The organism is Burkholderia sp. 4NA327C6 (assembly GCF_005502655.1).
In the GTDB taxonomy this organism is placed as follows: Bacteria; Pseudomonadota; Gammaproteobacteria; order Burkholderiales; family Burkholderiaceae; genus Burkholderia; species Burkholderia contaminans.
Window position 1 is genome coordinate 26,217 of the sequence record NZ_SCNZ01000071.1, and the last position, 6,519, is coordinate 32,735.

General features: G+C 65.5%; 2 protein-coding genes and 1 pseudogene. 1 reads left to right on the top strand and 2 read right to left on the bottom strand.

Annotated features, from left to right (window positions below; all coding sequences use genetic code 11):
• The first annotated feature begins 119 nt into the window (after nucleotides 1–119).
• Nucleotides 120–1,211, top strand: a complete 1,092-nt coding sequence (locus FFS49_RS38835) for a porin (RefSeq protein WP_105815177.1) — start codon at nucleotides 120–122, stop codon at nucleotides 1,209–1,211.
• A gap of 145 nt (nucleotides 1,212–1,356) precedes the next feature.
• On the opposite strand, the pseudogene FFS49_RS38840 reads toward FFS49_RS38835, so the two are convergent.
• Nucleotides 1,357–4,134, bottom strand: a pseudogene (locus tag FFS49_RS38840) (TOMM system kinase/cyclase fusion protein); the annotation flags it as partial.
• 29 nt (nucleotides 4,135–4,163) lie between these two features.
• The gene (locus tag FFS49_RS38845; protein WP_105815178.1) at nucleotides 4,164–5,165 is read right to left on the bottom strand and encodes an FHA domain-containing protein; all 1,002 of its coding nucleotides are present in this window, start codon (nucleotides 5,163–5,165) and stop codon (nucleotides 4,164–4,166) included.
• Nucleotides 5,166–6,519 lie beyond the last annotated feature (1,354 nt).

The window sequence follows — 6,519 nt, forward strand, 5'->3', positions numbered from 1 at the left end:
CCGGCTTCCGTCCGGTGCCACCGAACCGGGATTCATCCGGTTCGGCTTTGTTCATATCAATCAGTAGTCCGATCAAAAATATCCGACCCGATCGGAAACATGTGAGGAGCACATTGGAGATGACGAAAAAGACCCTTCTGGCGCTCGCGGCATGCGCCGTTCCCGCCGCGTCGTTCGCACAGAGCAGCGTGACGATGTTCGGGCTGATGGATGCCGGTATCAGCTATGTCAGCAACCAGGGCGGCCACGGCGCCGCGAAGTTCGACGACAACATCTTCTTCCCGAACCTGCTCGGTTTCGAAGGCAAGGAAGATCTCGGCGCCGGTACGCGCGCGATCTTCCGGCTCGTCAACCAGTATTCGCTCGGCAACGGCTCGATCATAGGCGGCGGCCTGTTCGCGCGCACGGCCTACGTCGGGCTGCAGAACGAACGGTACGGCACGCTGACGCTCGGCAACCAGTACGAGTTCATGGTCGATGCGCTGGCCGCGAGCGGCAACGAGATCGCGCAGGATCTCGTCGGCCTGTACGGCTTTCGCAACGGCCCGTTCGACAAGCTCGCGTTGCCGAACAACCCGACCGGCGCCTTCGACTGGGATCGCGTCGCGGGCAGCAATCGCGTCGCGAATTCGGTCAAGTACACGAGCCCGTCGCTGTCGGGCCTGACCTTCGGCGCGCTGTACGGCTTCGGGAACGTTGCAGGTTCGGTGGGCGCGAACAACACGGTGAGCGTCGGCGCGAGCTACGACAACGGCCCGTTCGGCGCGGGCGCGGCCTATACGAACCAGAAGTACGGCGCGACGGACGGGCTGCCGCCGACCAGCGTGCGCAACTGGGGCGCGGGCGTGCACTACACGCTCGGCACGGTCACCGGGAAAGCGCTCTTCACGACCGTACGCAATGCGCAAAACGGCGCTGGCGCGTGGTCGGCGGAAGCCGGCGCCGCGTGGCGACCGTCGCCGGCATGGGTGATCGGCGCGAGCTACACGTACATGAAGGGCAACGACACGCTCGACAACGCGCACGCGCACCAGTTCCTGGCCGCCGTCCAGTACTGGCTGTCGAAACGCACGATGGTGTACGTGGCAGGCGTGCATCAGCGCGCGAACCACGGCAGCAATGCGCAGATCAACGGCGTGATGGATGCGAACGGCGCAGCGAGTGGCGCCCTGCAGTCGATCGCGCGGATCGGATTCAGCACGCGGTTCTAAGCCGCTGCCTCGACGGATTCCGGCGGCGATCCTGTGTCCGGATCGCCTGATGAAACGGGTTGCCGCGGCGCCGGGACAGCCGCGCAAAAAATGCAGGATCCCGTAGGATTCACATGCACGCGCGCGCGAAGTGTCCGTCGACGCCGTTGGCTTGCGCGGCCAGCGCGCGGCTGACGCGCGCATGGTTGGCGCCCCGCACGTCCGGCGGCATCGACGCGTACGCCGCGTCGCGAATCAACGCGTGACGGAACGAATAGAACACGCGATCGCGCCGATGTTGCGCGTACATGATCCGCTCTTCCAGCAGCAGTTGCAGATGCGCGTCGAGCGTGACGCGATCATGCGGCGACGCCGCGGCCAGCAGTTGCGCATCCACCTCGAGCCCGATCGTCGCGGCGAGCTGCGCGGTATCGCGCGCGTCGTCGATCCGGTCGAGCGCGCGATCGAGCATCCCGCCGAGACTGAGCGGAAGCGGGCACGGGCCCGTCGTCCGCAGCCCTGCGAGCGAGCCGTCCGCCCCGTTCATCGTCAGTTCGCGTGCAACGGCCTCGATGAACAGTGGAATACCCGCCGTACGATGGACGAGCGGGTCGAGCCAGGCCGGATCGAGCGCGCCCTGGCCCAGGTGCGCCGACATCAGGCGCCGCGCGTCGTCGCGCGGCAGGCGGCGCAGCACCACGCGTTCGGTCGCGCCACGCCAGCGCGCGAGCCTGGCGGGCCGCGACGTGAGCACGATGCAGAGCGCCGCCGCGCGCGGCGAGTGCTGCAGGTACGCAAGAAAATCCTCGGTCGAGCGGTCGATCCACTGGACGTCCTCGACGACGAGCAACACCGGCGCGCCGTTCCCGAGCGACACGATCAATTGCTCGAGCACGTCGAACAGTGCGTGCGGTTCGCGCGCGCTCGGCCACCTCGCCGCCTTCGCGTCGCAGGGCAGCCCCAGCCAGGTCGCGAGCGCGACACGGGCCGCCGCACGATCGCATTCGAGCGCCGCGAGCATCGCGTCGATCGCCGCGTGTGTGGTGTCGGCCGGGCTGTCGGCGTCGAGTTGCCAATGCGCGCCGATGAACCGCAGGATAGGAAACAGCGCATGATTCTCCCGCTCCGGCAGGCACCCGCAATGCGCGAACGCGTGGCCCTGTATGCGCACGGCCTCGCACAGCGCGTACACGAGGCGCGACTTGCCGATTCCTGCATCGCCGACGACGAGCCGCGGCACGCCGCGCATCGCGCGACGATGGCATGCGCGGGTCGCCTGCCACGCGCGAAGCAGTGCATCGATTTCGCGCGCGCGGCCGATCATCGGCGCCCGCATGCCGCCGTCGAGCGAATCGAACGGCGTATCGGCCCGGCGCTCGCCGAGCAGTTCATGCACCGGCTGCGGCGCGAGGCCCGCCCGCGCCAGCCGCAACGCGGTCGGCCGGAAGTCGGCATGCCGTTCGAGCGCGAGCCGCGCATCGTCGCTGATCAGGATCTGCCCGGGCCCGGCCAGCCGCAACAGCCGTGATGCGACGGCCGGCGTCGATCCGCCTGCCCTCTGCGCCGCATGCACGAGAACCTGGCCGACGTGAATCGCAGCGGCCACTTCGACGTGCCAGCCTTCGCCGCCGACGGCATCGCGGGCATCGGCCGGCACCGGCAACCGCGCGCGCGCGGCCACCCGCACCATGTCGAGCGCCGCACGCGCCGCGCGGCGCGCGGGACGGTCGATATCGCCTTGCAGGCCGAAATGGAACAGCAGCGTGTCGCCGAGCCGCTCGTCGACCTGCGCGCCATAGCCGACGGCGATATCCGCGCACTTCGTCAGCCATTGCGCCTCGTAGCGGTCGAGCAGGGCGCCGTGATCGGTTCCCGCATGGCGTTGCCGGCCGTCTCCGGCGATCGTCACGCAACAGCACAGCGAGGTGACCTGCCGGTATTCGCCTGCCGTTGCGACCGCGTCGCTGCGCGGCGCGAACGGGTGCGGCCGCGGGCGCCGGCTTGCGCGGCCGGCATCGAGCGGGCCGACGAGCGCGGCGAAATTGAGCGCGCGAAACTGCGCGACGAGTTCGTCGGCCGAGGCGGCACGCTGCGCCGGATGCTTGCCCAACGCTTGCCGCAGCACCGAGCCGACCGGATGCGACGCGATCGCCGGTGGAAGCGCGACATCCACCGGGCTGAGCTGCCGATAGAGAATGTCGGCCACGCTTGTGCCCTGCATCACGACTTCGCCCGTCAGGCATTCGATCACGACCAGGCCCCACGCATACAGGTCGCTTCCCGGCGTCGGCGGTTCGTGGCGCAATTGCTCGGGCGCGCAGTATGACGGCGAGCCGAGCACCTCGGCCGCCAGCGTCGCCGCCTGCGGCGCGATATCGGTTGTGCCCGGCAACAGGGCGCCGATCCCGAAATCGAGGAGCTTCGCGTGCGGCCCGTCTTCGGCCATCGCGAGCACGATGTTTTGCGGCTTCAGATCCCGGTGCACGATGCCGCGGCGATGCGCCGCCGCGAGCGCCTCGAGTACCTCCGTCATCAGCCGTCCCGTATCGATGGCCGACAGCGGCCCCTCCATCGCGAGCTGGTCGCGCAGGGTCCGGCCCTGCACGCGTTCGAATACGGCAAACAGCCGCCCGTCGGGCGCTTCCCCCTTGTCCAGCAGCGCCACGATGTTCGGGTGCCGCAGTGCCTCGCACAGGCTCGTCTCGCGCCGAAAGCGCACGCGCTGGCGCGCGCGCTCGGCTTCGGTCCGCGCGACATCGTCCCGCATCAGCTTGATCGCGACGTCTTGCCCCGTCTCGTCGCACGTTGCGCGAAACACCACGCCGCTGCCGCCTTCGCCGAGCAACGCACCGAGCCGGTAATGCCGCTTGCCTGCCAACGTCGCGAACGGCGCGGCGGGCTGCTGCGATTCTCGCGCGTGACGCACGGCGCGTGCACGTGTCACGGTCGGCCGCCCGGGCTGTCGTTCCGCGTTCACGAGCAATGGACGACCGGATCCGGCGCCGGACGATGCATGCCGATGCGCGGCTCGACGCCCGGCACCGACTGGCATTCCAGGCGCTCGCCGCGCATGACGCGGAACGGGAAATCGCCGAAGCGGACGCTGCCGCGCCGCCGCTCGACCAGCTGACTCGCGTCGAGCCCCGGCAGCGCCGCGAACTGGCTCCGGGCGCGATGAATCTGCACGTTGAGATGGGACGTATCGATACCAAGCATGCGCGCCAGCCGGTCGAGTTCGATCCAGCCTTGCGTGGCCGCGTCATAACCGGCCTGCATGTCGGCCGAACGTGCGCGGGCGAGCGTGACGAGGCTGTAGTGATGCGCGCGCTCGCCGAGATCGACCACGCCGCCGCGAACATGCAGCAGCGCCCGCGCGTGCTCTTCGTCCCGGCTGACGAGGAATTCGAGCAATCGGGGCGGTGCGGCCGGATCGGCAGGCGCACGCAGCGTCATCGTCGAGCCGTGGCGCACGAGCGCCACGCGCCACGTGAAGTCGCCCGTCGATACTTCATCGCCGTCATGAAGCGCGCGCGGCGGCAGCGTGTCGTCGCACAGCCAATCGCCGGCCGGCGACCTGACGATCGTGACCGGCTGCGCGGCGTGGGCAGCCAGGATCTGGCGCGGCGTGAGCACGATCGGATGCACGGCGCCCCGTACCGGCCACAGCGTATCGGCCGGATCGTCGAGCGCATCGACGCGCCACGGCGCGACACCCGCCCTGCCGAACCGGATCACGTCGCCTCGCTGCAGCACCGCGTGCTCGCCGTCGCGCAACGGCACGCCCGATACCGACGTGCCGTTGCTGCTGTGATCGTGGAGCTCCCATAACCCGCCGACCCAGCGGATATGGGCATGGACCCGGGACACCGACGCATCGCGGATGACCGTATCGCAGCGTGCGGCATCGCGGCCGAACACGTGATACGCGCGGAGCAGGCACGCTTCCCCGGAAAAATCGTTCTTGAGTGTCGCCATGGCTGCCCCGTATCGAATTCGCCCGGATCGCCGGAGTGACGCGTCGACGCCCGGGAAAACGGTTGATTCAGTGATCGCGAACGGTGTGGACCGTTCGCCGCCTCGTAACCAGTTTCTTCGTCAGCTTCCTTTCGAATCGTTGCTCATCTGGCGCGCATTATTTCGACTGTTTGAATGGCCGGTTGTTTTGTTGTTTTAAAATCGAGTAACCTGATGAAAATCCTGCCAAACAAAATCGTACGTCGCAATCGAAATACTCAAATGCCGCCTTGATATTGCAATGCTTTACATTTTCAACGAGTTTCAATTCCGATATAGAGGGTCGGAAATATTCATTTCATCGCGACCCATAGCAGGCTTGCATTGCGCGGGAACACCACATTGGATGATGGAGCCGATTTAAATACCTTTGCCGGCACGGAAAATTTGTTTGATCGAAAGAAAATAAATTAAACAGTTCAAACGATTTAAATAATGATCGCCGGTATTTTATTAGGTTGCATGACATCAAATACTGGGAAACTCGGGTCCCTCACGGCCAATGCCTCGCGGGGCCGTCGGCGCGCGAATACGTGCCGGCACGCCGCTGCGTCACGATCAATTGCCGGCAACGTCTGCAGAACCGGCAACGCGCCGACCGTCCGATCGTCGTGATCGACGCGCCGTCGAGCTGGATGAAACGCATCGGCGGCAATCTCCGCCGCGAGCCGCCAGTCCCCCTGTAGGTTCGCAGAAAAGGTGGTCTCTGCGGTCCATATGAATCAATAGCTTGAGCACCTTTTCTGAGAATTTCGCTCGGGAAAAGTGGCAGAAAAGGTGGCCTTTTCCTATAAAATTCGCAGAAAAGTTGGCCTCCGACCGAAGCAAACTTTATAACACCCGAAAAATCAAACACTTACGCACAGATCAGGACCAGTGAACAAGTGGCGCTCGTGGATCGAGATGGCGTCCCTTAGGCCGCACACGAACTCGTTGACCGTCAAACCGTTGGAGAATGTGTGCTTAAACATCGAGCAACGGTACGGGCGGCGGCGAGTTCGAATAGATTCGGTCACTCTGATCACGCATGTTTGATCTGCAGTGCCAGATAGAGATTGCCTCGACGTTCGAGCCTGCGAGAGATCACGGTAATCATCAACTGTATAGGCCGAGACCTGACCGGTCAGTCAACGTCAGATCAGGTCTCGGACAATACGACCGCTCGTTGCCAATGGCGGTGATCGACTGCGGATTCAACCCGTCTGTTGATGTCCGGGCAGAACTGACCCACTAGAGCTGGAAATTTTCATCGAATTTTGACCCACGTGATTGAATGCTCTGCTCAATCTTTGAGCAGGGGATACAAAGGTGATCA

Coding starts and splice junctions, on each gene's coding strand:
- FFS49_RS38835 (WP_105815177.1), top strand. CDS start 120: ATGACGAAAAAGACCCTTCTGGCGCTCGCGGCATGCGCCGTTCCCGCC.
- FFS49_RS38845 (WP_105815178.1), bottom strand. CDS start 5,165: ATGGCGACACTCAAGAACGATTTTTCCGGGGAAGCGTGCCTGCTCCGC.